Source organism: Sulfuricurvum sp. (assembly GCF_041651515.1).
Taxonomy (GTDB): Bacteria; Campylobacterota; Campylobacteria; order Campylobacterales; family Sulfurimonadaceae; genus Sulfuricurvum.
The window spans coordinates 332,597-356,636 of the sequence record NZ_JBAZJF010000003.1 but is presented as its reverse complement, the minus strand read 5'-3'; the positions used below and the strand labels follow the sequence as shown (position 1 = coordinate 356,636).

Here is a 24,040-nt window from a genome sequence, read left to right as displayed (position 1 = left end):
AGAGTAGGTGGGTATTATAGAAGAGGTTTTTGCAATCGATTTACCGGTAGGGGAGCAATTTCGGATTCAACGGTGCCGTTACACCCCCATTGGCGGTAAAACAGAGAAGCGTATTTCGATCGTGAGCGGAATTCACGGAGATGAGCTGGAAGGGCAATATGTCTGTTTTTTACTGGGGCAATGGCTTCGTGCTAATCCGGATAAGATTAAAGCAACGATTGATATTTATCCGGCGATAAACTCTCTTGGAATCGATAGTATTACCCGCTCTGTCCCTTTTTATGATGTTGATCTAAACCGTATTTTTCCGGGAAGTAAAAATGATTTTCTCCCAGCTCAAATTGCAGATGGAGTCGTGAATGCGATGAAGGGGTCTGAAATCGCGATTGATATCCACTCCAGCAATGTTTTTCTACGCGAAATCCCCCAAGTACGTATCGCGAAATCACAAGAAGCAGTTCTTGTCCCTTTAGCCAATAAGCTCAATATCGATTTCGTGTGGGTTCATGATGCGGTAACTGTTTTGGAATCCACCTTTGCCCATGCGATGAATACCCTTGGAACCAAAACTCTCGTCGTTGAAATGGGTGTGGGAATGCGCTTGGGTCAAGCCTATGGGCATCAGCTTTTGGATGGAATTTTACATCTTATGGCAAGTGAGGGCTTTTTGGCTATCGAACCTCCGAAGATCCGTTTTCCGATACAGTCTCATGTCGGAGAAGTGGCGTATCTTAATGCTACCTCTCCGGGATTATTTGTTCCGGCTATCGAGCATTGCCAAATGATCGAAGAAGGTTCTGTTGTGGGGCATATTGTCGATCCTCTCAGCGGTAAAACCCTCGATGAAATTATTGCTCCGATCGGCGGGATTCTTTTTACCCTAAGAGCTTATCCTATTGTGTATGAAGGTTCTTTGGTTGGCCGGATTTTCGGAGAAAACCGATGAGACGATTTGAAATTTTAAACCTGAAATCTCCCAATCGTGCCCCTTTGAAAGTAGAAGGATTTTTATTCGCAGAAGATCAAAAGGGGCCATCAATCGCCATTGTGGGAGCAATGAGCGGTGATAACGTTAATCAGCTTTATGTTGCTTCCCATTTGGTTGAATATCTTCGCCAAAAAGAAGAAGAGGGAAAAATTTCGGGAAAAATTTTAGTGATTCCTGCCGTTAATACCTATGCCTTGAATATGGGAGAAAAATTTTGGCCTTTGGACAAAACGGATATTAATATGATGTTTCCAGGCTACAAAGAGGGGGAGACGACACAGCGGATTGCAGCTGTTTTGTTTGAAGCATTACAAGGGTACGATTATGGGATAATCCTCGAAGGTCGTCGAGATCAGGGGATGTGTTTGCCGTATGTAAAAATTATCCAAAGCGGTTATGAAGATCTTGATGCGGCAAAAGAGTTTGGGATGCGCTTTATCCATTATCGCCCTTACAGCCCGATAGAAACGGTGATGCTCCAATATAATTGGCAATTGTGGGGGACTAAAGCAATGTCGGTTGTTTTTGGAAAAAACGGTACGATTGACCCGAATACGAGCGATGAAGTACAGGGAGCGCTGGTCCGTTTTATGGCAAAACGGGGGATTCTTGGATTGGCGGTTTTTGACGGATATGAGAGTAATATTATCGAACCTGAACATATAAATATCCTCAAAGCCTCATGTGCCGGGATATTTGAATCAGCCGTTGCCTGCGGTACCCATATTTATAAAGGGGAAACCCTTGGTCGGATTACGGATGCATTGAGCGGCAAAAAAATCGAGAAAATCGTTGCTCCTTGTGATGGAGTAATAACCTGTCAATATTCACATCCTCTTATTTTTCAAAATTCGATTGCTTTTCGAATCGCATCGACGGATTAAATAGTAATTCTTATGTTTATTGTTTATAAATTTCATGTTATACTTATTTAATTTAATAACATTGGATGTTTTTTATGGAATCGTATACAACGTACAGAAGACTTATCGCTAAAACGGTTATTTTTTCATTAATAGCGAGTCTGTCAATAGCCTTTGTATATGGATTGTATATTAAAAAGCGTGCTGTTGATGATCTTGCCCGTGTTGATGCACGTAAAACAAGCCGAATGGCCTTTGAAGCACTTTACTCTGCAATGGAAAAAGGGTGGAGTAAGCAAGAAGTGGATGCAATCATTGTACGACTGAATAATGTTGAACCGCAGATGCGCATTAATGCCTACCGAAGCCCAATCGTCGCCTCACTCTTCGGAGATCGAATCAATGATAAAACTATTCGGGAACATGATCCGATGGTTGCTAAAGCGATGAAGGGGGAAGAGATATTGACGGGGGAAGATGAAATACGTTATCTCTACCCGATTGTTGTCAAGCAAGAGTGTCTTGCCTGTCATACCAATGCCAAAATCGGAGATATAAACGGAGTTATCGATGTCCGATTTCCTGTTGCGAACCTGAAAATTTCCCTTACAATGATGATTAACTCCTTTATAGTCTTTTTTACGGTTTTTACTATTGCTATTTTCATTCTTCTTTATTTTCGGCTGAATGCATTATTGGTACAGCCGTTAAAACAATTTATCGGAATGATCCAAGATATTATCAATAAAAATGATATGGCCAAACGGGTCAGTCTTAAAACAAGAATCCTTGAAGTGAAAAATATTGAGAATTATTTTAACAAGATGCTCGATTCGATCCAGGATTATTATGAAAAGCTTCAGCATCTTTCGGATCGTGATTATCTTACGGGGCTCTATAACCGTCGAAAGTTTGAAGAGTTTCTCTCCTATGAGATTAAACGTTCGATGCGGCATCATCACAAATTCACAATGCTCATGATCGATCTGGACAATTTTAAATACATCAATGATACCTATGGTCATGCATCGGGAGATTTAGTTCTTAAAGAGGTAACGGAAATTTTCGGTGCAAATTTGCGCAATGCCGATATATTGGCCCGATTAGGGGGCGATGAATTTGCGGTTATTTTGCCTGAAACCCCTTATGAAAGCGGTTTTGCTGTCGTCGAGAAGCTCCGTTCACGTCTGGAATCTACGCCGATTTCACTGATGTTTGATCAGATTACCCTTACGGCGAGTTTCGGTATAGCGGAATATCCCGAGCAGGGAGAGAATATTGAGGCCTTACTTACCGGATCAGATTTGGCGATGTATAAAGCAAAACGTGCCGGAAAAAACACTATATCCCGCGCCGACCAAAGCGATCAGGATATGGCAGCTGAGATTCAGAAAAAAGGGGAATTTTTACGCCGTGCAATCGATGAAGATCGTCTAGAGCCGTTTGTTCAGCCCATTTATAATATTCGAACCAATGAAATTTTCGGATATGAGGTACTTGCCCGTATCCGTGATGGACAACGCTATATGGCGGCGGGACAGTTTATTGAAATCGCAGAGAGTCTTGGTATGGCATCCAGAATTGATCAGATTATTTTGTCTAAAGGGCTTGATAATAGAGCAAATCTGAAGATGTGGGACAAAAAATTCTTTTTTAATCTCTCGACACACAGTCTTTTTGGTGGGAATTACCTCTCGGTAATCGAAGAGCATACGATGAAAAACGATCAAGTTGGAGTGGATACAGGGATTGTGATTGAAATTCTGGAACGTGAAGCAATTCATAATGTTAGGGCATTGATGGATATTATTGAAGCAATGAAAGAGAAAGGAATTTCATTTGCCCTGGATGATTTCGGATCCGGTTTTTCCTCGTTTGTTTATCTGAAATATTTCGATACCGAATATATTAAGATAGATGGCGAATTTGTCAAAAATATTACGGTTAATGAAAAAGATCGTATTTTTGTCAAACATATCAATCAAATTGCCCAAGAGTTTGGTAAAAAAACGATTGCAGAATATGTTGAAGATGAGGAAACATTAGCGGTACTGAAAGAGATTGGTGTAGACTATGCGCAAGGGTTCCACTATGGGAGACCGCATGCACTTAGTTGAGCTGTATTAGCCTAAAATCTTTTTAGCGCACTCGTTGATTCGTTTACCATCAGCTTGTGCACCGAGAGTTTTGGATGCAGTTCCCATCACTTTACCGATCTCTTTCATGGAGGTGGCCCCCACTTCTGTGATAATAGCACGGAGGGCACTTTCAAGTTCCTCATCACTGAGTTGCTGCGGTAAATAGGTTTCAAAAATCGCCGCTTCTGCCGCTTCTATAACGTATAAATCTTCACGACCCGCTTCACGGTATTGTGCCATTGAATCATTCCGCTGCTTGACCTGTTTTTGGATAATTTTGATAATATCTTCATCGGATAGCTCTTTGCGCTCGTCCACTTCAATTTGTTTCATCGCACTGCTAAGGAGTCGAAGTGCATCACGTTTGGCAACGTTTTTTTCTTTCATAGCTGTCTTAATATCGTCGTTGATTTGTTCACGTAGTGTCATCAGTATTCCTTGGAACTATAATTGCTTTTATTATAGCTAAAGGGTATTTAAAGATGCCCCAAACAATTATCCGGATGGCAAATGCGTATACCTTTTTATTTTTCGATTCTTACAGCGTCATTGCTGTTTAGTGGTTGTACCGCGAGGTTGTCAGATCCGGAAATGGCTTTTACCCCCCCAACGTATGTTGAGCAGATGCCGGCGCGAGAAGAAGAGAGCAATTTCGTTTCCCGGGGAAGTTTGTTCGGTCAAGGAGACAGTCCTCTCTTTTCCGATCACAAAGCAATGCACGTTAATGATATTGTAACGGTTGTTATTTCAGAAACGGCAACCAGTTCAAGCAAGGCGAGTAAAGCCCTCAGTGAAGCAGATACTTTAGGATTAGGGGGCGGTGCGTTTACCTCCACTGGCAATAATGCTGCGGTGAATTCAGCAGAAAATAAATTGAACGGGCTGGCCAATATTGGATTTAAAGGGGGATCAACCTCCAGTTATACAGGATCTGGGGCAGCCACTAAAAATGCTACTTTTACGACGACGGTATCTGCCCGAATCGTTAAGGTAATGGCAAACGGTAATTATTTTATTACCGGACGACGAGAAATAATGGTGGATGATCAAAAACAGATTATGCAGCTTAGCGGAGTCATTCGTCCGTATGATATTGATCAAAACAACCAAATTAACTCTGCCAAGATTTCAGACGCGAAAATTATGTACGCCAATCAAGGCGATGTTGACCGTTCCATCAATCGAGGATGGGGAAGTAAGCTTGTAGAGGCCGTTTGGCCGTTTTAAAGCACATTTCTATGCTTTAACTTTTCCTTATCGTATCATCTGCAATGGATCGATATGGGCATTGCGTTGTGTTACTTGAAACATCAGCTCTTTTCCAACCCGTCCGATGATAGAGCCTTGTTTAATCCGTTTGCCCACCTCTACAGTAGGGGCTATTTTATCCAGATGCGCGTATATGGTATGTAATCCGTTGTCATGTTCGATAATAATAACGTTTTCAAGCATTGCAGTCGGTTTTGCCAAAATAACTTTTCCGTTGAATACGGCTTTAACTTTATCATCTCCATTCGGCCGTAGAGAAACGGAGTCGTTGAATATTTTAATTCCATAGATAGGATCGGTATAGGGACCGAACCGTTTGGTTACGATATAACTGTCGAGTGGAGCAATGGTTCGCTCACCGGAGTAGGCCGCTGTTGCAGAGGGTTGATAATCGGCTACCGCTTGGCGAACATCTTCAGGAACCGGTTTAGATCCTGGTTTTGGTGCGACGAGAGGCGGTGGAGCTTTTTTAGGGCGTTGCGCTTCACGTTTGATAATATTGAGACTTGCCAGCGTATTTTGGAGTGAACGTTGCTGATTGAGAATCCGATCAAGCGATTTTTTATACTCATTTTTCTCTTTTTCGAGGAGGGAGATCGCTTTTTCATTCTCTTTTTTAGTCTCTAAAACTTTATTTTTTTGCTGATCGATGACGGCAATCGATTTTTTTAAGACCGTGGTTTGTGATGAGAGTCCTGCAATTTTATCCGCATTCTCCGAAAAGATAAAATTGAGTTCTTTGATCTCTTGATTGATTTGTTTTAGGTGGAGTTTGAGAGCCTCTTCGGTAATAATAGCATCGGCTTCTTTTGCGCGGTCATCGTTTATGAGCAAGGAGATCGATGTATTTCGTGCAATGGCAAAAACGAGGCGTTGCTCAATCTCATTTTGGGTTTTTATCAATTGATTTTGCTGTGTTTCGAGCCCTTTGAGGGTCATTTTACTTGTCTGATAGACGGTTTCTTTGGATTTTAATTCTTCGACCAGGGTATTGATATGATCTTGTTGCACCCCGACGATTTGCTTTTGTTGAATGATTTTTCCGGCGGTCTCTTCGAGTTTTGCATTGAGAGAAGAATAGGTTTGTTTGGTTTCACTCAGTTGTTTTGATGTGGATTGAATCTTTTCATCGATCTTCGCCGCATCGGCTGCGACACACATGAAACAGGCTAAGACAAGAGAATGGGAAAATTTCATTTATTCCTCTTCTTGATGCCCGATAACGATGGTGAGGGTCAACAGAATCGAAACTCCCAAAGCAATGAGAAGTGAGCGCAGAGAATCACCCAAAAAGTCAAATAATTGCACATCGATTCCGACGGTATGGAGCAATACGTCCATCCAGCCATACTGGTCAATCATGAAAAAAGCTAAACACAAAATGATCGTAGCGATAATGGCATCCACGATCGCAAGACGAAAGAGAACTGCTGAACGAAGCCACACAGGGGCACCGAAAAGGGCCATAATGCTCATGCGGTCTGCATGCTGAAATTGCCATAAACGCATCTCTTTGAGGATGAGCAACGATGTTACGGCAGCAATGGCAATGGAGAAAATTTGGACAACATCTTTAAACAAGAGCATCAATTTATAAACGGTGTCATGCGTTTGGGAATACCCCTCTACCCGTTGAATGGCAGCATTGCTTTGGAGACGTTTCTGAAGCTTGGTAATCTCTTCTGGGGTTGGGAAACGATTCAAATAAACACGATAAAATTTTGGAAGGGTAATCCGCAAAAGATCAAGATTCTTTTTGGACATTTCCCCTTGAAGCCGTTGCAATACTTGATCGACGCTGATTGCTTCGCTCCGCTCTATCAGAGAGTGCATCGCTTTGAATTCGGGTTCGGTAAGGGATTTATTGGCGACCACAATGATCGAATAATCATTTTTAAGATGGGTTTCATAGGCGGCAATCGTACGGTCCACCCCCACATAAATTTGGACGGAAAAAAGGACGGTAAAGAGGGCAATAATAAGTGAGATATGATTTTTAAGCGACTTCATGGATATTCCCCAACTCGATATGAAAGTGTTTGTATGGGACATTGAGCCCCTCAGGAATATGGTGGGTAACGACGATAATGGTCGTTTTGAGCTGTGTATTTGCCCCCTCCAAAAGATTCCAGATCACTTGGGACGAATAGTCATCCAAATTTCCGGTCGGCTCATCGGCAAGGATTAAAATCGGGTTGTGGGCGAGGGCTCGTGCCATCGCAACCCGCTGTTGTTCCCCTCCGCTCAGCTCTGGAGGATATTTTCCAGCTTGATGGATAAGTTTGACGTGACCGAGGAGTTTTTCGACTTGTGAGCCGCTGACGTCTTTGGTATACCCTGAGATGATGAGCGGAAGCATCACATTTTTCTCGATGGTCCACTCTTTGATCAGTTTATAATCTTGAAAAACGATACCGATGTGGCGGCGTAGGAAATTGAGTTTAGAGGTGCTGATGCGGTTCATTTTGACCCCACCAACGATAAGGCTTCCGGCACGAGGTTCTATCGCTCCATAAAACGATTTGAGCAGTGTTGATTTCCCGCTTCCGCTGGCACCGGTAATAAATACGAAACTTCCCGCATCGATCGAGAAAGTAGCCTTAGAGATAATGGATTCGAACTCTTTGTAGGAGAGGGAAAGGTTGTCGGCGATAATAACTTTATCCATTAAGCAACTCGTTTAGTAAGATGTGGGCGTGTAAGTTTGCGGATGAACGAACCGGCTGGGTAGGATAATAACGCGCTTGGCCATCTTCAACGATGAGATAGCTGTGTTCCGGACGGTCATAACTTCCCATCGCAAGACGAAGCATCCAGCTGGTTTCATTGATAGAAAAGCTTCGTTCACAGTGGAGAAAGCCCCACTCGCGTTTGTACGTTTCCCGTCCGATCCGCTCAATGGCATCTTTTGAAATAGCGGAGGATGAGAAGGCAAAGTCTCCTTCACTTGAGGCTTCAGGACTTTGGACTTCGCAGGTAAAGGTGACGTCATAAATATTTTTTTCAAGACGTTTCCATCGATCCTCATATTTACTGCTGATAGCGATGTTTTGATTTTTTCGAACATCAAAACGGCTTTGCGTCGGTGAGCTGAATGTCTCCAAGGCAAATCGGTAATACTCTTCACTGTCGGTACGCAATTCCAACGTTCCATTCACCTTAAGTACTCGAGTGGATTCCTCTAAAAATGCTTTGGAAATAACGCGTCGATGCGGTTTTTTATCCCATGGAACCGGGAAATGGACATAGATTGTACCGACGATATTTGAGGGGACAAATTCTAAAAATAGGCGTGCATCGTAATCAAGCACCATAATATTATTCAGATTTTGGATAACGATTTGTTTGAGTGCCTGTTCGATAGAGGGTTTGTGAATTTCTAATCCGATAAAGAGGATATCGGGATTAGCGGCTGCTTGGTGAAGCAGATGGCGTGCCGAACCGAATCCGATCTCAATTCGCACTTCACGGTCAGTTGGAAAATCATTGGCAAAGAAATCGATGGTTTTAAGGGCACTCTGCGATTTTAGATGGGTGTTTTCAGGGGCATTATCGACGTTTGAATCGAGGACTTTTGACCCGGAACACTCCGCATATGCCAAGAGGGCATGTTTGACTAAAAAGTTGGGAGAAGGGCGTGTAATCTTGTCACTTTTGAGAAGCTCTTTGGTCTGTGTCTTTTTATGAAGGAGAAAAAACTTTCGCCCTTTATAACGGGTAGCAATCAGCGATTCTTGTTCGCGCTCAGTGTTGGTGGCGATAAAGTCAAATTCGACTTCTCCGCACGTAGCGGGGAAGGAGAGAGTGTTAAAAGATTCGAGGTGTAAATGCGGCATAGGTTCTATTTAGCCTCGTAACTGAGTTCAATTGCTTTGGTCGGAACTGAACGTATCCCGTCTTTGTCAACACTCATTATTTGATACATATAATCAGTATTTGGCAGGATAGCGGCATCATGAAACTTAGGTTCCGTAATAGCATTGATTTCGACGCTCTCTTTGCTGATCCAACTGGTTTTGGTTGTTTTAATGACCGTATACGAGACGGTGCGAGGATCATTTTTACTCCATTGCAAATCCACCGCTTTATCGAGAATTTTACCTTCATAAGCGATTGGAGGCTGCGGCTTTGAGAGGGTTGATCCTTGTATTGCAACTGACGAGAGTGGACTTTCCAAACCGTCTTTATCGACTGCTGTTATTTTATAAAAATAAAATTTCCCGTCTTCTTTTATAGCATCGCTAAAGGTGGTCGTTTCGAGTTTGACATAGTAATCAAATAGCCCATCCGGAGAGGTAGAACGATAAATATTGTAGTGGCTTAAATCTTTGAGCGTACTCGCTTCCCAAGTAAGGATAATTGCACGAGGTACATCGTTGGTAGCGGTGATGTTTTTGATTTCCGGGGGGAGAGGTTTTGTGATGACTTTGGTCATTTCACTTGGTTCCGTGACAAGTTTGTCATACGCATGAGCTTTGATACGGTAATAATATACCTGCCCGTCTTTTAAATCATGATCAATATATTCGGCATTCAAACGGCCATTAATGGTTGCGATTTCAGACCATGTCTGGTCGTTGACATTTTGACGCTCAATGGTGTAGCCGCTGATTTTTCCGTTTGGATGAGGACGCCAGAGAAGTTTTGCACTGCGAGGCATATTTCCGACGGATTGGAAAAAACTGACCGGTGGGATCATCGGCTGGGTCGCAACGGTAAGGGTCTCGGAACCAATGGATTCGCTTCCCTCTTTATTGAATGTTGAAAACCGGTATTGATACTGCGTATTGGGTTTTAGATCATTATCAACAAAATGGGTCGAAAAACGGCTGTCGATAGTGGCAATACGGTGAAGCTTTTGATCGTCCGTTCCCGGAGAATTTCGATACACATAGACTCCGACTACACGAGTATCTTCGACCGGTTTCCACTCAAAAGCCGATGAGGTAATATCGGAGATGAAGCCGTTCATTGAAAGGACAGGGAGGGTCGAATCAATGGCAACAATTTTTTCGGGTACCGGTTTCGGTGCACAGCCGCTAAAGAGGCTCAGTGCTAAAGAGACGCTCAAAGCGTAACGGATCGATGAGTGCATGAAGTTCCTTTTCGTCAAAATGTTTATTTAAATAATCTTCCATCATCGCCTCAAGAGGAGCTACGAATTGGACGCGCTCACGGGTCGTAGGATGGGTAAAATAGAGTATGTAAGCATGAAGCAAGATACGTTCCATCTTATCACTTTTTGCTTGTAATGCGTAGAGGTGATCGCCCATAATATGGCGGCTCATAGACTCTAAATGAACCCGAATTTGGTGAGTTCGTCCGGTGAAAAGTTTACAGGCAACCAGCTCTTGAGTTTCATCTTTGGACAACAGCACTTTTTGAAACTGTGTTTTGGCACTTTTGCCACTCTCGCTGATCGCCATTTTCAGACGATTTTGAGCACTCCGTCCGATCGGCTTGTCGATGATCATTCCATCCTCTTTGAGCGGAGGGGTAGAGACCGCCATGTAATAGCGTCCCATGCTCTTGTCCTGCAGCTGTGCCGAGAGGGCTTCGTGGGCAACATTGTTTTTGGCGATCACCATCGCGCCACTGGTTCCACGGTCTAGACGGTGCACGATACCGTGGCGCTCTTCACCGCTTAGGGTGGAGAGACTGATTCCCTTATGTTTGAGCCAATCTACCAGCGTCGGTTCTTTGACGCTTGGTGCGGGGTGTACGGTGAGAGAGCTGGGTTTGTTGATGACAAGAATATCGTCATCTTCAAAAAGTATCTCTACCTCAAAATCGATCTTCAACGCCGGAGTCGATTTGGCCACCGGAAAAATAATCTCGACGTTTTGGCCGAGTTTGAGTTTGAGACCGGGCTTGGAGGTCGCTTTTCCATCGACACGGATGCAATCCTGTTCGATCAACTGGGAGATCTGATTACGGGTTTGTCCAAGTTTTTGGACTAAAAAAAGGTCAAGACGAATCGCTTCCTCGACATAAAGTGTCACATTTTCTCTGTTCATTGACGCCCTTTATGATACAATCAGCTAAAAATTTTTACGAATGAGATTGCAGTGCTTAATATTGATCGCCGAATTCTAGCACATTTTGATTTTATAACCGTTATCTTATTGATTCCTCTTGTCTTTACTTCAGGTTGGTTAATACATGAGATTCATCCCGTACTCGGGCAAAAGCACCTTATTTATGTTGCTGTAGGGATCGGAGCATTTATAACGCTCTTTTTATTGCCGGTACGTCAAATGCTCTGGACTATCCCTATTTTTTATTGGAGCAGTGTTATATTGCTTGTCGCGGTAGAATTCGTAGGGCATGCCCGTCTAGGGGCAAAACGATGGATTGAAATCCCGTTCGTCCATTTTACGATTCAGCCTTCTGAGCTGATAAAACCTGCATTCGTTCTGATGCTCGCTTATCTGATCCATCGTAATCCGCCGCCGAGAGACGGTTATCGACTCAAAGATTTTGTAAAACTCTCTTTCTTTATTGTTTTACCGTTTCTCCTGATTGCCAAAGAACCCGATTTGGGGACGGCAACGGTACTTGTAATACTGGGGTATGGAATTTTATTTGTTGTGGGAGTACACTGGAAAATTTGGGTCGGATTAGCAACGGTATTGCTCGTTTCTATGCCGCTGATTTATACCCAATTGCACGATTACCAAAAACAGCGTCTTGTTGATTTTGTCGGAGAAAAGCCGAGTTACCACGTAGAGCAGTCGATTATCGCTGTTGGTTCAGGGGGATTTTTGGGTAAAGCCAAAGAAGATGCCACCCAAACTCAAATGAAATTTCTCCCTATCGCATCGAGTGATTTTATCTTCGCTTACGTCGTAGAGCGAACCGGATTTCTTGGCGCGTTTATGCTCATTTCACTCTATGCGGCACTAATTATCCATTTGCTGATGATTGCTTCCTGGGCACAGGATTATTACATTAAAGTCGTCTCTGCCGGATTATCGTTGTTTATTTTTATCTACATGAGCATTAATATCGCGATGACGATCGGAGTGGCCCCGGTTGTCGGAGTACCTCTACCGATGTTCAGCTATGGCGGGAGCAGTTTTGTCAATTTTATGGTTCTGTTTGGGATTATGGAAAACCTATTGGCGTATCGATTTCGTTATCTGTATGACAGTACCGGCAAAAAAAGCTTCGTCTAATCAAAGAGCGTTTATAATACCGCTCCTCAATCGGGTCAATAGTTCAGCGGTTAGAGCCCTCCGCTCATAACGGAGTAGTCGCAGGTTCAAATCCTGCTTGACCCACCACCTACAAAATACACTATCCTTCAATAAATTTAACAGTTTAAAATATAGAAAAATACATTTGTTGACGTAGAATGTAGTATTATATGGTATATAAAACGAAAGAGAGAAGACTCATGTTAGCCTATCATCTTGAAGTTCAAGACGAAACAATTCTTGATAAACTCAAAGCATTCGTTCAAACGTTACCTGCTAATGCCGTTATGTTGACACCTGAAAAAGATGATTTCAAGACAGAGCTTGAAATCCTTTTAAATCGGGAAATAGAGGCACCTTCCATTGCTAAGCATCAAGAAGTTATTAGTCAAATTAAGACTAAGTACGCTTTTTGACTACAATCGAATACACTCAAACGGCTCTTGATGAGTTTGAGGCTTTAATCGACCATATATATCAAGACAGTCCTCAATCTGCAAGATCTTATTTTTATCGGCTTGAAAAAGCGATTGCCAATCTTTCTCATACCCCTTTGATAGGCGTTGTCTGCTCAAAGAAAAAAATTAAATCTGATTGTCGGATTTTGATCGTAGATAATTACCTCATTTTTTATCATTACAATCCTTCGATAAGTTTGATTAAAATATTGCATCTTACCTATGGAAATGTAAATTATAAAAAGCTTTTTGTTTAATATTTTAATTTTGGAATGGATAGGCTATTTAAATATAGAAAATAATAAGGAAAATAGATGTTAGACCCAGCTATTCTTTATAGCTCGATGTTTTCAAATGCATGGCCGATCTTTCTGCTTATCGTCATCATATTGTTTTTTAAGAGTCCCTTTATGACAGGGAAAATCGGTGAAGGAATTATCAACTTTCGCCAATTAAATGACCCATTCATGAGTTTTCTCCCATTTCTGAGACCATGCAATGAATTTTTCTGAGGGCATCGGTCGTGCGATTCCATACCCTTGCACAAGTTCACACCCAAGTAAAAGTAGTTGTTGCCCGTGTGCATGAGTTTCAACACCTTCCGCAATCACTTCGCGACCAAAAGCTTTGGCCAAACCAATAATTCCTTCTAAGATAGCCAAATCATCACGATCTTCAAGCATATCACGGACAAAGCTTTGATCTATTTTTAGTGTAACAACGGGAAGACGTTTAAGATAGGTAAGAGAGGAATACCCCGTACCAAAATCATCTAAAGCGAAATAAATTCCCATTGCTTTACACTCTTCAATAATATTAAAAGCTAGATCAATATCTTCCAATGCACTGGTTTCGAGTACTTCAATTTTGAGTGAGGAAGAATTAAAATTTTCATGTTGAGCTAGGATCCATTGTAAACGCTGAACAAAATTTCCTTGCAATAATTGTTTAGCTCCAACATTGACGCTAACAAGTAAATTTAGCCCCTCAGTTTGCCATTGTTTGATTTGAGAAATAGCCTTATTGATTACCCATTCACCAATTTTGACAGATAGGGGATGATTTTCGATAATCGGAAGAAATTCAAGTGGAGGAATCAGCCCTTTTTCGGGATGTTGCCAACGTATAAGGGCTTCAGCACCGATAAGCTCCCCTGTTCGCATATTAACTTTAGGTTGATAGTAAAGAACAAATTCGTCATTATCCAGTGCTTGCTGTATTCTCTCTAAACGTTCATGTTGAATGCGTATTGTACGATCGTGTTCAGGATCAAAAATATGGTAGCGATTTTTACCTGATTGCTTTGCACTGTACATTGCTTGATCCGCTTGACGAATAAGCTGATCGGCATCTACATCCTCATGTTGAGGATAAAAAGTTATCCCTATGCTGGCTGAAACTTGAACTACAATATCATCAAGTTCTATAGTTTGACTTGTAGTATCGAGAAGCCTTTGGATAACAGGCAATGCAGTAGAAGTATCATCCATATCAATAAGAATCGCTACAAATTCGTCCCCACCTAATCGTGAGAGGGTATCTCCTTCTCGTAATGCCTGTTTCATACGTGTTGAAAGAGCTATCAGAAGCTGATCGCCAATTGAATGCCCATAGCGGTCATTGACTTGTTTGAAACCATCCACATCAAGATAAACAACCGCTATTTTCTCATTTCTTCGTTCAGCATGAATCATAGCTTGTCGCAATCGGTCGGATTTTAAAACACGATTAGGCAATCCTGTAAGTGCATCGTAGTGGGCGATATATTCAAGTTGTTGCTCGTGTTCTTTGTGAGAAGTAACATCGGAAAAAAGTGCCACGTAATACTGTGTATTTCCCTGAGTATCAACAATGGAACTGATAGTGAGCATCTCAGCATAAACTTCGCCGTTTTTGCGTCGATTCCAAAGTTCTCCATCCCACTGACCTTTTTCGAGTAGATCATGCCACATGCTAGAATAAAATTCTTTCTCTTGTAGTTTAGAGTTTAGAATACGTGGATTTGCACCAATCATTTCATCTCTTTGATAACCAGTGATGCGGCTAAAAGCATCATTAACATCAATGATAGTTCCATCAGGTGAAGTAATAACAATGCCTTCATTTGCATGGGTGAATACATTTGCGGCAAGATGGAGTTTTTCTTCAGCCTGTTTTCGCTCTGTAATATCGTAAATAATTGAAAATAAAAGTACTTTATTGTCACTTTTTATACGGGAGGTATAGGCTTCGACCTCGCGTATTTCACCAGATGCTAATCGATGAGAAAATAAAAAGTAGTTAGAATTTTCATTCACCGCCATTTGTAAATTATTGGTGAGTGATTCCGCTGGTAGAATATTAATATGGTTTATAGGCATATCGATTAGTTGCTGTTTGGAATACCCATAATAATTTGCTGCAGCATTGTTAGCATCTTCAATCTTGCCTGACTCAGGATTTATAAGTAACATGACCGAAGAATTTTTTTGAAAAAAATCCCGAAATTTTGCCTGACTTTCAATTAATAGTGCATCGGAAATTTTACGATTCGTGATGTCTTCTACTACAGCAATGAAATACTCTATTGCTCCTGCTTCGTTTCGTACTGCAGTTGCTGTTAGGTTTGCCCATGTAGGTGTTCCGTCTTTATGCACATACCGTTTTTCAATACTGAAACTGTCCTGTACTCCTTGATAGAGCTCATTAGCATGATACAAATCAAGTGCAATATCTTCTTTAAAGGTAATCTCTTGAAATGTTTTTGCCAATAACTCTTCATGCGTGTATCCTAAAAAGTCACATAATTGCTTATTTGCATGTATCCATCGACCTTCAACATCCACATGGGCAATACCAATAGCCACTTTCTCAAATGTTTCTACATACATGTTTAAGTTTTCTGCTGTCAACTAATTATTCCTCATTACTGTGAGCTGTTTGTATATTTTTACTGTTTATCGATACAACCCACAAATGAATCATAAAGCAATAAGAACTTCTTTTATTGATTCTCAGTTTATCTTTAACGTTACATAAATACGACTATCCTATCATATTTTAATCTTAAAATTTATTAACATAGTGTTATCTCTCTGGTACTTTTAGAATAAATAGTATTAACTCACAATATGTCATATTTTACATATTGAAGATCATTAATGAAGTGCTTTTCCGTTTACAATCGGTCTAATCAGACACAAGCGTTTTTTAAATAGCATCTTTACCTTTAGTATCATAGAATTGTTTTGTTAGACGGATTAATTAAAATTTTCACAATAATATCTGCAGTTATAAATGGCGAGTGTTTAAAATGCTTTAATATAATATAATTAATAAAAATATATATAATTCATGATATGGTTTATTTTATTATTTAAAGGATTGAGGGATGTATATACATAATAAAAAGTGGTACACGGCATTTACTAAAAGATTTGCCGCAATTTCAGGGAGATCATCAACTTTTGGTCTTGCAATCGCTTCTATATTGGTATGGATGCTCACCGGGCCTTATTTCAATTTCAGCAATACATGGCAACTCGTTATTAATACCTCTACTACTATCATCACCTTTATTATGGTCTTTGTTATTCAAAATACACAGAATAGAGATACCAGTGCAATCCAGATTAAGCTTGATGAATTAATACGATCGACTTTGGGGGCACATAATGCACTTTTGGATTTGGAAGAGCTCGAAGAAGAAATTATTAAAAATTATCAAAATCTTTATCAAGCACTTGCTCGAAAAGCACGTATGGGAATTGAAAATGGTGATACAGATACCAATAGCCCATCCTCTTATAAAGATGAAATTGCTTAAGAATACAGGATAAATCCACCGTACACTCCCCAACTGAATGGCAAAGTATACTCAAGCCCTCCCGTTAGATATAATGTTACTGTCGCATACAATACAAAAAGGATTTCATAATGGATGAAAAAATATTAGTAGAACTTCAACAACATATCGCTCAAGTGGTCGGTGATCACACGGCAAAAATGGCAATGGCACTAAACAACTATGTACTCGATACCGCAGCATCAACGGCGATTTATGCTATTGAAAAATCAACGGGCAATAAATTATCTAACGATGAAAAAGATAAAATTTTGACCTCTATTATGGGTGCAATGGACGGAAAACTTGAAGGCTATATCAAAATGGCATACGGCGAAGAGTGAATCGTTGATTCTTTGATGACGCCGATGTTTAATAAATCAAGTTAACCCGAATATTCTGGTTGACCAAAAAGTTATTGCGTTATAATACGTGTTGAAAAGATTATTTAATGTGTCTAACTGGCGCATAATTTAATCTTCTTACTTCCTGCCCTTTTTCCCTCATTATTTTATAAAATCTCAATCAAATGAATCGTTGAAATACCCAATTCGGCATCATCCCCATTTTTCAGAGCTGCTTTTTTGATTTATGTTGCTTTTCTCTTTGCAATTCAATAGTATTTAAATTTATTATATATAAGTATATTTGATAAGAAATATCAATTAGGTACGTTTATTGCTTGTTGTATAGATAGCTCTTCATTTGATAAAACGGATGTAAATGGCTTGACGTTCAATATCTCACTAAAGGTGATACAGCCATGATCCCTATTTTCGTTAAAAACTACAACTCTTTTCTCAATAAAATTGAAAATACCTGCGGTGTTTGGGCCAATATACTCTTCTAGTCGAGTATTCGCCCTAAATTAGTTTTGCTCTTGGCGCTTTATTCGTAGAGATTCAAAAGACATTGGTCGTTACATTACATGGAAAAGGTAGCCCCTTCCATCGTTTAATAATAATTTGGAAAATAATCATGACAGAATCAATATTTGACGCATTGAAAAATAAAATCAAAGAGAGACGGGAGTTACATCAGGAAGCGGTAGCAGAAATGTCTGCTGCAGAGAAAAAAACGGCAGAGGATAATGCTACGGCATTGGATGGTGAGATCACTGCTTTGGTTAAAGAGTATATTTTGCAACCGATAAGCAGCAAGGAGGATTGATCCCTCTACAGCGTAATCTTTAATTCTGCCATAAGAGCTTTTTTTGACCCTAACGGATCATCAAAAAATTGGTTTTTCATATCATCGTCGAGCAGAGCTATATCATCGACCAATTCGGGATCGTACATGTTATGAAAATGTTTTTGTGCCTCTTGTCCCATTGCGTCGAGCTGTGTTTCGTCTAGCTCTTCGTTGTCGAAAAGACCGATCTTATATCCTTGCTCGATACTTGCTATGGCACGAAGCCAGAAGAGTTTTTCTCGGCGCTCATCGTCGTTTTCTGCTTCGAGAAGACGGTTGAGTTGTTCTACGTCGTGTTTATAGGCGAGTGTAGCTTCTTTAATCAATTCTTTTTTTTCGGGTGTTAATGTCATGGTGTTATCGCTTTGTATAATAAATGGGAGATTATAGCACGCCGCTGTGGTGATGCGTATTTTTAAAGCTCTCCTGAATCGGGAGAAAATGCAATTTTTGCAAAGTTAAAAGTGAGTTGGTACCCACTATACTATCCGCAGTTTTATAGAGGATATCCGCATGCACACTGGCCTAGATGTCACCACATCCGAAAATATTAAGATGCCCAAACTGATCTACGGTACGGCATGGAAAAAAGAGCGCACCGCCGATTTGGTCGTTCAAGCGATTCTATGCGGATTTCGTGGAATCGATACGGCGTGTCAGCCCAAACATTATGAAGAAGCTTTGGTTGGGGAGGCATTGATGCGTCTCTCCCTGATGGGAATAGGGCGTAACGAGCTGTTTGTCCAGACAAAGTTTACCCCTCTCTCGGGACAAGACCCTATGCGAATCCCCTATGATCCTAAGGGGGCTTTAGACGTTCAGGTAGCACAATCGTTTGAGCATTCGAAAAAAAATCTCCAAACGGAATATGTCGATTCACTGGTGCTCCATTCCCCTCTTTTTCCGTATGCCAATCTTTTAAAAGTGTGGAGAGCTATGGAGTGTATTTATCATAGCGGCGGAGCGCGTCAGCTTGGGATTAGCAATTGCTATGATCTGGAATTACTGGTTCGGCTGTACGGTGAGGCGGAGATAAAACCTGCCGTGGTACAAAACCGCTTTTACGCTGAGAGCGGATATGACGTCGAACTTAGACGCTGGTGCACTGAGAAGGGGATTATCTATCAAAGTTTTTGGAGTTTGACCGCAAATCCCCATATTTTAGCAAGCCGCGAGTTTTTTGCCCTGAGCCAAAAGTATGACAAAACTGAAGCACAGATACTCTATCGCTATTTGAGTCATGTGGGGATTGTCCCGTTGATCGGATCGACATCAAAGAAGCATATTGAGGAGGATTTGGCACTCTTTGAATTTGAACTCACCGACAATGAGATAGCGAGTATCGGGATGTTATTGGGGGGAGAAAGTGTTTCCTAGAGATTGATGTGAAAAATTTCTCGCAGCAATACGTCAAGGTCTTCTCGGGATGAGCCGGCAAAAGAGTTTTCGATAAAGCGGACGATCCCTTTATTCTCATGCTGAATCAGCGGGACGATTTTGATCCCTGTAATCTCCGACATAAAGTGCGACTCATCCCCCTCTTCGTAGGCGTGGAGGAGGATTGAACGGGAGAAATTATTGAGGATGTGGTAATAGATATGCAAAAATTCTGCTTCGAGTACTTTTAGCCCGTATAGGTGGGTGACGAGGCGCGTTTCATGGCTCACGATCGGATGTACTTTATCGGGTTTGATCGTGATTCCAATCTCCTCTTTGATCTCCCGTACCAATGCTTCAATGAGGCTCTCCCCCTCATTCACCGTTCCGCCTGGAAATCCCATACGTCCATCCCATCGGTCGATCATAATCAGTGCAGGGCATTTGAGATGTTGCATGTCGTCTTTGAAGTATCTCCACGGTGAAATCGATTCGACGTAGATGGCTAGAAAAACGGCATTTTTTTTCGATGGGTTGGTCTGTCCAAAAGGTATACGTCGTGTTTTCATTTTTCCTTATCCCTTATCTGTCGATCCGTAGGTTCTAAACCGTATAGTATCTTCATCTCCTGTAGAAATACATTTCAGTTGATGATCCACCATCGATAAAAACGGGTCTAGAAAATGTTCCAATGACTCGGGTTGTATCGATTCGACCCCCTGCATATTGAGCAGTTCGAGTATGGTCAGTGTCGATTCTATGGTGGAGAGGCAAAAGTCGGCGGGTTGCTCTTTGATCTGAAATTGCGACGTTTTAGAGTGGGTAAAACTGAGCTTCGGCAGCTGCTGTAGATTGTGGCTGAGTCGAAGTATTTTTACCGAACACGGCCACGTTGAATCGATGATAAAAATGACCAGTTGTTTTCCATCCGTATCGATCTTTTGGGTGTTTAGATTGACACTTTTTTTGCCGGGATAGAGGACATAGCACAGATTGGAGGGATCATTGATCAGGGCATTGATGGCGGTATGGTCGGTGAAATCGACATCGATGTAGATCTCTGAATTGGGAAGGGAGAGATGGGTGAGGCGGCCTGTCCCGTTTTTGGTCTTTTTAAACTCTTTGGGGTGCATCAGAATGATGAATTTCGTATTCGTAGCGACGGGTTTGACGTGTGAACACATACACGAACTCATAGGGCGATAGCAGGTGTAGCATTTGGCTCTGGCTTCCGGTCTCTCCATGGGAAGATGGTTAGATTTTTTTACTGGCATCTTTGGCAGCTTGCTCTCTGAGTTTGTCTTTTTTACTTTTCCCTTTTCCTTTGACCGGTTGAGGACCACGCTCTTTGATCGGAGCCTCTCCGGTGAGGGCAAATCCCTCTATTTGCTCCCGTACAAGTTTAATTTGGGAACGTTTTTCGATCAGGGCAAAATGATCTTGATCTTCGTGGGAGATGAAGGAGACGGCTATCCCTGATTTTCCGGCTCTGGCAGTACGTCCTATGCGGTGGATATAGTCCGCAGGAGAGCGGGGGAGATCGAAGTTGATGACACAGGTGATATTGTCAATATCGAGTCCGCGAGCGGCAATATCGGTAGCAAAGAGGATACGGATTTTTTTGTTCTTGAATTGGTTGAGGGTAAAGGTTCGCTCCTCTTGGAGGAGGTCACCGTGAAACGAGTCGGCTGAAAAACCGTATTTTTTGAACTTCATCGCGATGTTATCGGCGGCGCGTTTATTGGCCATAAAGACGAGTACCTGCTCCCACTTTTCAGTATTGAGCAGATGGCGGAGGAGGGGACCGCGATTTTCCCGGTTGACCTCGATGACCCGCTGAGTGATACTCATCACCGTCGGCTCTTCGGATTCGAGGGTGATTTCTACGGGATTTCGGGTGATTTTGGAGGCAATTGCAACCATTTTCGGAGGATAGGTGGCTGAAAAAAGGAGATTCTGACGCTGGATTGGGATCTCTTGAAGGATAAGTTCCAGCTCCTCAGCAAATCCAAGGTCAAGCATCTTGTCTGCTTCATCAAGGACGAAGAATTCGAGATGGGAGAGATTCATCTGTCTCTTTTTCACGACATCGAGCAATCGCCCTGAGGTGGCTACGAGGATGTCACACCCTTGTTGTATGGCGTAGAGCTGATCGCCGATGCTCTCCCCTCCGATGACGCTTACCACTTTCGGTTGTTTCGGTAAAAATTCACCGAAGGTCTCAAACGCTTCGGCAACCTGCAACGTCAGTTCTCGTGTAGGGGTAAGGATTAGCGCTTTGATCTTCGCTTTTCCTTCCCCTTTGCTTCGCATCCAAAGCTCTAGAATCGGTAACACGAAACTCGCACTTTTACCGCTTCCCGTCTGTGCTCTGGCCATGACATCGTGACGTTCCAATACGAGGGGAATAACCTTTTCTTGTATCGCAGTGGGGTCAACAAAGCCGCTTTTTTGAAGTGCGCGCAGAATGTGCGGCGAGAGTCCGAGTCGGGAAAATGGCATTTGGGGATTCCTCGTAATATTTGAACGTATTTTAGGGAGTTTGCGCTTTAGAGGAGGTATAATCGCCTTTTTAAAACGAGGTAAACGATGTTAAAACGTCTTATTTTTATGTTTATGATCCTTTTAGGGAGTATACAAGGGGCTGAAATCTCCACCATGGACACTATCCGCTCCAAAATTTTAAACTCGGCAGTATCGCTTTATTTTAGTGCACGCGGATACGGGAAAGTCGAAAATATAACGGTCGACACGAACAAAAAAACACTCCATTTTATCCTTCTGCCGGAAGGGGAGACGCAAAAGCTTGCGGTGAACATCGGTTCGTACATGACCTTGAGCGTTGATAAAGAAGAATACTTGATCTTACGGAATGTTCAGACAAATCGCGTATGGCTCAACCGAATCTTTGCCGATCATATGGCAGAGGGGATTAAAGTGCCTTTGGGAATTGTTTCAAAAGGGGCAGGATCACTGCTGCTTAATCTGTAAGGGCATCTATTCCTGTGCAGAAATGAATGGTGTTACGCCCTTTTTCTTTGGCTGTGTACATCGCTTTATCCGCTTCGTGTAAAAGTTGATCTTCATTCCCCTCGTGGTTGGTGAAGACGACTACCCCGATGCTCGCACTGCAGTAATATTCGAAGAAGCTGTCGGGTTCATTGTTATTTGCATTGAAGAGGTAGGGGGCAGAGAGGGCCGTGCGAATTTTTTCGGCTACGATTTCAGCCTGAGCAACCGATTCAACTTTATTTTCACTGAGTTCATTCAGCATGATGACAAACTCATCACCGCCGAAACGGGCGACCGTATCCATCTCTCGTACACAGTTTTTAATCCTCTCTGCCGCTTGAATTAACAATAAATCGCCGACAGCGTGACCATAGGCATCGTTTAGGGGTTTAAAATTATCTAAATCGAGAAACATTAATACACAATATTTGTGGCTTCGTTTGCTGCTTGCCATGGCTTGTCTGAGGCGATCATAGAAGAGCCGACGGTTGGGAAGCTTTGTAAGCGAGTCATAAAATGCCAGTTGATGCACTTGTTCTTGCATCTGCTTGCGTTCAGTGATCTCGCGGGTTATACCGTGGAAGCCAATAATAGTACCGTTGGGATCACGATCAGGTTTGGAGAGGACTTCTCCCCATTTCAGCGTGCCGTCTTTACATCGATGCTGCAACTCGAAAGTGGTATAGCCCGTTTTAATTCCCTTCTTTTCGGATTCTTCTCTTTCTTTGAGTTTTTCGAGGATAAGAGCGATCCCCTCGTCGGTAAACATCTCAAAAACAGAGTGCCCGATCACTTCTTCAGCTTTATAGCCGCGTAATCGTTCATCGGCAGGGCTGATATAGGTGACATTCAGATTGAGATCGGTCTTCCAGATCACGTCGGATACATCTTCGGTGAGGAGTCTATAGAGGGCTTCACTTTCACGCAGTTTGGTTTCCGAAACACTTTTTTCAATAGCAATACTGGCGAGTCTGGCACTTTGTTCGATGAGGTAAATATCGGATTCATTTGGGGTGTGGGTATCGTGATGATAGATGGCAAATGTTCCCAGCACCTGATTGGTCGAAGAACGAATAGGCTGTGACCAGCAGCTTCCGAGCCCTGCACGAAGTGCAAGTTCTTTGTACGGTGCCCAATACGGATGGGTCGTGATATCTTCAACAACAACACGTTCATTGGAATAGGCGGCCGTCCCGCATGATCCGACGCCGATGCCGATTTGAACGCCGTTAATTGCTTCATTGTAAAAATCAGGGAGGCTCGGTGCGATACCATTGCCGAGATGGTTCCCCTCATTATCCAAAAGTAAAATACTGCACAGCATTTGAGGATGAAGTTTTTCGATCCCCAACACAATCTCTTGGAGTATGACATTGAGCGATTCACTGCTGACAAGCATTTCTAGGATATGGCTACGAAATTTTTCGAACTCTATCGGATCATTAGTTTCTGCCATTGTGCCTTTTCCCATGGTTTAGACGTAAAATATAGCTTTGTTGGGTTAATGCTATCAACTCTTGGCTGTTTTATAGCTGATGAGGGGGGGATGAGGTTTTGTAAAAAAGGGTGTACGACAGAAGTCGTCAAATAAATGCTTAAGGGTGAATGGATTATAATTCGCACCGTGATGCGGGAATAGCTCAGTTGGCTAGAGCGTCAGCCTTCCAAGCTGAATGTCGCGAGTTCGAGTCTCGTTTCCCGCTCCACCTCTTTTTCAAAACT

25 protein-coding genes and 2 tRNA genes are annotated in these 24,040 nt (G+C 42.1%); 14 read left to right on the top strand and 13 right to left on the bottom strand.

Annotation, left to right across the window (positions count from 1 at the left end; all coding sequences use genetic code 11):
• Window positions 1-7: 7 nt before the first annotated feature.
• The 3 genes from WC407_RS07465 (at window position 8) to WC407_RS07455 (ending at window position 3,968) form a co-directional block, all read left to right on the top strand.
• A complete protein-coding gene (locus WC407_RS07465; RefSeq protein WP_373021981.1) occupies window positions 8-946 on the top strand; it encodes a M14 family metallopeptidase in 939 nt (312 codons plus the stop codon).
• On the top strand, window positions 943-1,872 hold the full coding sequence (locus WC407_RS07460) for a M14 family metallopeptidase (RefSeq protein WP_373021980.1): 930 nt from the start codon (window positions 943-945) through the stop codon (window positions 1,870-1,872). The genes WC407_RS07465 and WC407_RS07460 overlap by 4 nt, the downstream gene beginning before the upstream one ends.
• Before the next feature lie 74 nt (window positions 1,873-1,946).
• The gene (locus WC407_RS07455; protein ID WP_373021979.1) at window positions 1,947-3,968 is read left to right on the top strand and encodes an EAL domain-containing protein; all 2,022 of its coding nucleotides are present in this window, start codon (window positions 1,947-1,949) and stop codon (window positions 3,966-3,968) included.
• Between the two features lie 6 nt (window positions 3,969-3,974).
• Here WC407_RS07455 and WC407_RS07450 read toward each other — a convergent pair whose 3' ends face one another.
• Entirely contained in the window at window positions 3,975-4,418 is a 444-nt protein-coding gene (locus WC407_RS07450) for a GatB/YqeY domain-containing protein (protein WP_373021978.1), read from the bottom strand.
• An 81-nt stretch (window positions 4,419-4,499) separates the two neighbouring features.
• Between WC407_RS07450 and flgH the strand changes: the two genes are divergently transcribed.
• Window positions 4,500-5,216, top strand: coding sequence for a flagellar basal body L-ring protein FlgH (flgH, locus tag WC407_RS07445; protein WP_373021977.1), 717 nt, complete (start codon window positions 4,500-4,502; stop codon window positions 5,214-5,216).
• A gap of 27 nt (window positions 5,217-5,243) precedes the next feature.
• On the opposite strand, the gene WC407_RS07440 is transcribed toward flgH, so the two are convergent.
• From WC407_RS07440 to WC407_RS07415, 6 genes are read right to left on the bottom strand one after another with little or no spacing between them, the layout of a single operon-like run.
• Entirely contained in the window at window positions 5,244-6,455 is a 1,212-nt protein-coding gene (locus tag WC407_RS07440; RefSeq protein ID WP_373021976.1) for a murein hydrolase activator EnvC, read from the bottom strand.
• On the bottom strand, window positions 6,456-7,268 hold the full coding sequence (locus tag WC407_RS07435; protein ID WP_373021975.1) for an SPOR domain-containing protein: 813 nt from the start codon (window positions 7,266-7,268) through the stop codon (window positions 6,456-6,458). It lies immediately after the preceding gene.
• Window positions 7,255-7,926 carry a cell division ATP-binding protein FtsE gene (locus WC407_RS07430; RefSeq protein WP_373021974.1) on the bottom strand — a complete coding sequence of 224 codons (672 nt, stop codon included), beginning with the start codon at window positions 7,924-7,926 and terminating at the stop codon, window positions 7,255-7,257. The genes WC407_RS07435 and WC407_RS07430 overlap by 14 nt, the downstream gene beginning before the upstream one ends.
• The gene (gene trmB / locus WC407_RS07425) at window positions 7,919-9,094 is read right to left on the bottom strand and encodes a tRNA (guanosine(46)-N7)-methyltransferase TrmB (protein ID WP_373021973.1); all 1,176 of its coding nucleotides are present in this window, start codon (window positions 9,092-9,094) and stop codon (window positions 7,919-7,921) included. The genes WC407_RS07430 and trmB overlap by 8 nt, the downstream gene beginning before the upstream one ends.
• Before the next feature lie 5 nt (window positions 9,095-9,099).
• The gene (locus WC407_RS07420) at window positions 9,100-10,353 is read right to left on the bottom strand and encodes a fibronectin type III domain-containing protein (RefSeq protein ID WP_373021972.1); all 1,254 of its coding nucleotides are present in this window, start codon (window positions 10,351-10,353) and stop codon (window positions 9,100-9,102) included.
• Window positions 10,298-11,275: an RluA family pseudouridine synthase gene (locus WC407_RS07415; protein ID WP_373021971.1), complete on the bottom strand. Its 978-nt coding sequence runs from the start codon at window positions 11,273-11,275 to the stop codon at window positions 10,298-10,300. The genes WC407_RS07420 and WC407_RS07415 overlap by 56 nt, the downstream gene beginning before the upstream one ends.
• Before the next feature lie 51 nt (window positions 11,276-11,326).
• On the opposite strand from WC407_RS07415, the gene WC407_RS07410 reads away from it, so the two are divergent.
• From WC407_RS07410 to WC407_RS07395, 4 genes are all read left to right on the top strand, one after another.
• Window positions 11,327-12,436, top strand: coding sequence for an FtsW/RodA/SpoVE family cell cycle protein (locus tag WC407_RS07410; RefSeq protein ID WP_373021970.1), 1,110 nt, complete (start codon window positions 11,327-11,329; stop codon window positions 12,434-12,436).
• A 32-nt stretch (window positions 12,437-12,468) separates the two neighbouring features.
• A tRNA-Ile gene (locus WC407_RS07405) sits at window positions 12,469-12,544 on the top strand.
• A gap of 113 nt (window positions 12,545-12,657) precedes the next feature.
• Window positions 12,658-12,873 carry a hypothetical protein gene (locus tag WC407_RS07400; protein ID WP_373021969.1) on the top strand — a complete coding sequence of 72 codons (216 nt, stop codon included), beginning with the start codon at window positions 12,658-12,660 and terminating at the stop codon, window positions 12,871-12,873.
• Window positions 12,870-13,172 carry a type II toxin-antitoxin system RelE/ParE family toxin gene (locus WC407_RS07395; protein WP_373021968.1) on the top strand — a complete coding sequence of 101 codons (303 nt, stop codon included), beginning with the start codon at window positions 12,870-12,872 and terminating at the stop codon, window positions 13,170-13,172. The genes WC407_RS07400 and WC407_RS07395 overlap by 4 nt, the downstream gene beginning before the upstream one ends.
• A 195-nt stretch (window positions 13,173-13,367) precedes the next feature.
• On the opposite strand, the gene WC407_RS07390 is transcribed toward WC407_RS07395, so the two are convergent.
• Complete coding sequence (locus tag WC407_RS07390) at window positions 13,368-15,806, bottom strand: EAL domain-containing protein (RefSeq protein WP_373021967.1); 2,439 nt, start codon at window positions 15,804-15,806, stop codon at window positions 13,368-13,370.
• A 479-nt stretch (window positions 15,807-16,285) separates the two neighbouring features.
• Here WC407_RS07390 and WC407_RS07385 point away from each other — a divergent pair, with 479 nt between their 5' ends.
• From WC407_RS07385 to WC407_RS07375, 3 genes are all read left to right on the top strand, one after another.
• Window positions 16,286-16,720, top strand: coding sequence for a low affinity iron permease family protein (locus WC407_RS07385; RefSeq protein ID WP_373021966.1), 435 nt, complete (start codon window positions 16,286-16,288; stop codon window positions 16,718-16,720).
• A gap of 110 nt (window positions 16,721-16,830) precedes the next feature.
• On the top strand, window positions 16,831-17,082 hold the full coding sequence (locus WC407_RS07380; protein ID WP_373021965.1) for a hypothetical protein: 252 nt from the start codon (window positions 16,831-16,833) through the stop codon (window positions 17,080-17,082).
• A 634-nt stretch (window positions 17,083-17,716) separates the two neighbouring features.
• Window positions 17,717-17,908 carry a hypothetical protein gene (locus tag WC407_RS07375; protein ID WP_373021964.1) on the top strand — a complete coding sequence of 64 codons (192 nt, stop codon included), beginning with the start codon at window positions 17,717-17,719 and terminating at the stop codon, window positions 17,906-17,908.
• A 5-nt stretch (window positions 17,909-17,913) separates the two neighbouring features.
• On the opposite strand, the gene WC407_RS07370 is transcribed toward WC407_RS07375, so the two are convergent.
• Complete coding sequence (locus WC407_RS07370; protein ID WP_373021963.1) at window positions 17,914-18,282, bottom strand: hypothetical protein; 369 nt, start codon at window positions 18,280-18,282, stop codon at window positions 17,914-17,916.
• A 160-nt stretch (window positions 18,283-18,442) separates the two neighbouring features.
• On the opposite strand from WC407_RS07370, the gene WC407_RS07365 reads away from it, so the two are divergent.
• Entirely contained in the window at window positions 18,443-19,306 is an 864-nt protein-coding gene (locus WC407_RS07365) for an aldo/keto reductase family protein (RefSeq protein WP_373021962.1), read from the top strand.
• On the opposite strand, the gene WC407_RS07360 is transcribed toward WC407_RS07365, so the two are convergent.
• Genes WC407_RS07360 through WC407_RS07350 form a run of 3 tightly spaced genes read right to left on the bottom strand, consistent with a single transcriptional unit; the run spans window position 19,303 to window position 21,808 of the window.
• A complete protein-coding gene (locus WC407_RS07360; RefSeq protein ID WP_373021961.1) occupies window positions 19,303-19,875 on the bottom strand; it encodes an NUDIX domain-containing protein in 573 nt (190 codons plus the stop codon). The two genes, WC407_RS07365 and WC407_RS07360, sit on opposite strands and share 4 nt — an antisense overlap.
• A 6-nt stretch (window positions 19,876-19,881) precedes the next feature.
• Window positions 19,882-20,580, bottom strand: a complete 699-nt coding sequence (locus WC407_RS07355; protein ID WP_373021960.1) for a tRNA-uridine aminocarboxypropyltransferase — start codon at window positions 20,578-20,580, stop codon at window positions 19,882-19,884.
• Complete coding sequence (locus WC407_RS07350) at window positions 20,561-21,808, bottom strand: DEAD/DEAH box helicase (protein WP_373021959.1); 1,248 nt, start codon at window positions 21,806-21,808, stop codon at window positions 20,561-20,563. The genes WC407_RS07355 and WC407_RS07350 overlap by 20 nt, the downstream gene beginning before the upstream one ends.
• A gap of 87 nt (window positions 21,809-21,895) precedes the next feature.
• Here WC407_RS07350 and WC407_RS07345 point away from each other — a divergent pair, with 87 nt between their 5' ends.
• Window positions 21,896-22,297, top strand: a complete 402-nt coding sequence (locus WC407_RS07345) for a hypothetical protein (RefSeq protein ID WP_373021958.1) — start codon at window positions 21,896-21,898, stop codon at window positions 22,295-22,297.
• Here the strand turns inward: WC407_RS07345 and WC407_RS07340 are convergent.
• Window positions 22,287-23,774: a diguanylate cyclase domain-containing protein gene (locus tag WC407_RS07340; protein WP_373021957.1), complete on the bottom strand. Its 1,488-nt coding sequence runs from the start codon at window positions 23,772-23,774 to the stop codon at window positions 22,287-22,289. The two genes, WC407_RS07345 and WC407_RS07340, sit on opposite strands and share 11 nt — an antisense overlap.
• Before the next feature lie 173 nt (window positions 23,775-23,947).
• Here WC407_RS07340 and WC407_RS07335 point away from each other — a divergent pair.
• Window positions 23,948-24,024, top strand: a tRNA-Gly gene (locus WC407_RS07335).
• Window positions 24,025-24,040 lie beyond the last annotated feature (16 nt).

What these genes read in the sequence shown, in the direction of transcription:
- WC407_RS07460 (WP_373021980.1), top strand. Translation starts at nt 943, where the DNA reads ATGAGACGATTTGAAATTTTAAACCTGAAATCTCCCAATCGTGCCCCT.
- WC407_RS07455 (WP_373021979.1), top strand. Translation starts at nt 1,947, where the DNA reads ATGGAATCGTATACAACGTACAGAAGACTTATCGCTAAAACGGTTATT.
- WC407_RS07450 (WP_373021978.1), bottom strand. Translation starts at nt 4,418, where the DNA reads ATGACACTACGTGAACAAATCAACGACGATATTAAGACAGCTATGAAA.
- flgH (WP_373021977.1), top strand. Translation starts at nt 4,500, where the DNA reads ATGCGTATACCTTTTTATTTTTCGATTCTTACAGCGTCATTGCTGTTT.
- WC407_RS07440 (WP_373021976.1), bottom strand. Translation starts at nt 6,455, where the DNA reads ATGAAATTTTCCCATTCTCTTGTCTTAGCCTGTTTCATGTGTGTCGCA.
- WC407_RS07435 (WP_373021975.1), bottom strand. Translation starts at nt 7,268, where the DNA reads ATGAAGTCGCTTAAAAATCATATCTCACTTATTATTGCCCTCTTTACC.
- WC407_RS07430 (WP_373021974.1), bottom strand. Translation starts at nt 7,926, where the DNA reads ATGGATAAAGTTATTATCGCCGACAACCTTTCCCTCTCCTACAAAGAG.
- trmB (WP_373021973.1), bottom strand. Translation starts at nt 9,094, where the DNA reads ATGCCGCATTTACACCTCGAATCTTTTAACACTCTCTCCTTCCCCGCT.
- WC407_RS07420 (WP_373021972.1), bottom strand. Translation starts at nt 10,353, where the DNA reads ATGCACTCATCGATCCGTTACGCTTTGAGCGTCTCTTTAGCACTGAGC.
- WC407_RS07415 (WP_373021971.1), bottom strand. Translation starts at nt 11,275, where the DNA reads ATGAACAGAGAAAATGTGACACTTTATGTCGAGGAAGCGATTCGTCTT.
- WC407_RS07400 (WP_373021969.1), top strand. Translation starts at nt 12,658, where the DNA reads ATGTTAGCCTATCATCTTGAAGTTCAAGACGAAACAATTCTTGATAAA.
- WC407_RS07385 (WP_373021966.1), top strand. Translation starts at nt 16,286, where the DNA reads ATGTATATACATAATAAAAAGTGGTACACGGCATTTACTAAAAGATTT.
- WC407_RS07380 (WP_373021965.1), top strand. Translation starts at nt 16,831, where the DNA reads ATGGATGAAAAAATATTAGTAGAACTTCAACAACATATCGCTCAAGTG.
- WC407_RS07375 (WP_373021964.1), top strand. Translation starts at nt 17,717, where the DNA reads ATGACAGAATCAATATTTGACGCATTGAAAAATAAAATCAAAGAGAGA.
- WC407_RS07370 (WP_373021963.1), bottom strand. Translation starts at nt 18,282, where the DNA reads ATGACATTAACACCCGAAAAAAAAGAATTGATTAAAGAAGCTACACTC.
- WC407_RS07365 (WP_373021962.1), top strand. Translation starts at nt 18,443, where the DNA reads ATGCACACTGGCCTAGATGTCACCACATCCGAAAATATTAAGATGCCC.
- WC407_RS07360 (WP_373021961.1), bottom strand. Translation starts at nt 19,875, where the DNA reads ATGAAAACACGACGTATACCTTTTGGACAGACCAACCCATCGAAAAAA.
- WC407_RS07355 (WP_373021960.1), bottom strand. Translation starts at nt 20,580, where the DNA reads ATGCCAGTAAAAAAATCTAACCATCTTCCCATGGAGAGACCGGAAGCC.
- WC407_RS07350 (WP_373021959.1), bottom strand. Translation starts at nt 21,808, where the DNA reads ATGCCATTTTCCCGACTCGGACTCTCGCCGCACATTCTGCGCGCACTT.
- WC407_RS07345 (WP_373021958.1), top strand. Translation starts at nt 21,896, where the DNA reads ATGTTAAAACGTCTTATTTTTATGTTTATGATCCTTTTAGGGAGTATA.
- WC407_RS07340 (WP_373021957.1), bottom strand. Translation starts at nt 23,774, where the DNA reads ATGGCAGAAACTAATGATCCGATAGAGTTCGAAAAATTTCGTAGCCAT.